This window comes from Aminobacter sp. P4_H6_2, from assembly GCF_056400805.1.
Map to the genome: position 1 here is coordinate 1 of NZ_JBFUKO010000822.1, position 2,028 is coordinate 2,028.

The following is a 2,028-nucleotide window of genomic DNA, read 5'->3' on the forward strand; positions in this document are numbered from 1 at the left end:
CCTTGGTGATCAGGTTCCAGGCGAGCTCGATGGCGTGTTCCTTGAAATAGTCGCCAAACGAGAAATTGCCGAGCATCTCGAAGAAGGTGAGATGGCGGGCGGTATAGCCGACATTGTCGAGATCGTTRTGCTTGCCRCCMGCACGSACGCWYTTCTGSGMGGTCGYGGCRCGCKRATAGGGRCGYTTYTCRAKACCGGTRAAGACGTTCTTGAACTGCACCATACCGGCATTGGTGAACATCAAGGTCGGGTCGTTGCGCGGCACGAGCGGACTGGAGGCCACCACCTCGTGCCCGTTCTTCTTGAAGTAGTCGAGAAATGTCGACCGGATCTCGTTCACGCCACTCATATCGCTGCCTTTGATCGCCGCCCTGAACAGATGCACCCCGCCCTTGTCAGGCGGAAATTGGAACTGCCTTTTAGCCGTCCACCTTATCCCTGTCCAGAAACACCGGATGGCCAAAAGCCCGCAATTCCGCCGCCCGGATCAGCAAAACCACCTTCACAAACGCAAACCGCCGGCACAATGGCCGGCGGTTGCTCAGATCGTCTGTGTTGAAGCTGGTCAGCGCCTGGCCGACCGGCTGCCAGCGCGCTTACATCGCGCCGGCTTCGTCGTCGCTATCTTCCTCACGCGAACCGTTCTCAAGGAATTTTTCGGCAATCAGACCGGCATTTTGCCTGAGCAGTTGTTCGATTTCGCGCGCCGCTTCGGGATTGTTGCGCAAGAACAGCTTGGCGTTCTCGCGGCCTTGCCCGAGACGCTGGGAATTGTAGGAGAACCAGGCACCGGACTTCTCGACCACGCCAGCCTTGACCCCGAGATCGACGAGTTCGCCGGTCTTGGAAACGCCTTCGCCATACATGATGTCGAACTCGACCTGCTTGAAGGGCGGAGCCAGCTTGTTCTTGACCACCTTGACGCGGGTCTGGTTGCCGACGACTTCGTCGCGATCCTTGACCGAGCCAATGCGGCGGATATCGAGGCGGACCGAAGCATAGAACTTGAGCGCGTTGCCGCCAGTCGTTGTTTCGGGCGAACCATACATGACGCCGATCTTCATACGGATCTGGTTGATGAAGATGACCATGGTGTTGGAGCGCGAGATCGATGCGGTCAGCTTGCGCAGCGCCTGGCTCATCAGGCGGGCCTGCAGGCCGGGCAGCGACTCGCCCATCTCGCCTTCGATTTCGGCACGCGGCGTCAAAGCCGCCACCGAGTCGACGACCAGAACGTCGATTGCGCCGGAGCGCACCAGCGTGTCGCAGATTTCCAGTGCCTGCTCACCGGTGTCAGGCTGCGAGATCAGCAGATTTTCCAGGTCGACGCCAAGCTTGCGGGCATAGACCGGATCGAGCGCGTGTTCGGCATCAACGAAAGCGCAGATGCCGCCCTTCTTCTGAGCTTCGGCAATCGTGTGAAGAGCAAGCGTCGTCTTGCCCGAGCTTTCCGGCCCATAGATTTCAACGATACGCCCACGCGGCAGTCCGCCGACGCCGAGCGCGATGTCGAGACCAAGCGAGCCGGTGGAGACCGTCGCGATCTCGACAACCTGCTCATTGGCGCCGAGGCGCATGATCGAGCCCTTGCCGAAGGCGCGTTCGATCTGCGACAGCGCCGCGTCCAGAGCCTTAGATTTGTCCACCGAATTTTCCTCTACAAGCCGCAATGAATTTTGAGCCATGATACATCACCCCGTGGTCATCAATGAAGGCCGGTCTATCCGATGCCGATATAAATTTGTACCTGTTTTGTTCACATTTGGCAAGAGCATTCAAGCTATTGATATTGAACAGTATTTCTGGTGATGTTCTTTTTTTGTTTCAACACCGCACGTGATCCGATGTCGCATGGAGGTCGCCACCTCGCATGCGGTGCCTCGCCAAATCGCGATTCGGTATCGGTTGCCGCCCCTCGCCCAGAACACTAAGTTTGCCGCCTAACACGCCAACGGACAGCCTCAGCATGAAGTCACCCAGAATTCTCGCCGTCGGCGGCGCCMATGTCGACCGGCGCGGGCGCATGAC

The 2,028-nt window shown here is 58.6% G+C and carries 2 protein-coding genes; both read right to left on the reverse strand.

From position 1 onward, the window contains the following. A partial coding sequence (locus AC1DUU_RS30575) for an alanine--tRNA ligase-related protein (RefSeq protein ID WP_476787064.1) occupies window positions 1–349 on the reverse strand: 349 nt, incomplete at its 3' end. A 247-nt stretch (window positions 350–596) separates the two neighbouring features. Next, complete coding sequence (recA, locus tag AC1DUU_RS30580) at window positions 597–1,685, reverse strand: recombinase RecA (RefSeq protein ID WP_476787065.1); 1,089 nt, start codon at window positions 1,683–1,685, stop codon at window positions 597–599. Window positions 1,686–2,028 lie beyond the last annotated feature (343 nt).

Bases quoted from the DNA above. Each gene is read 5' to 3' on its own strand.
- recA (WP_476787065.1), bottom strand. From the start codon at position 1,685: ATGGCTCAAAATTCATTGCGGCTTGTAGAGGAAAATTCGGTGGACAAA.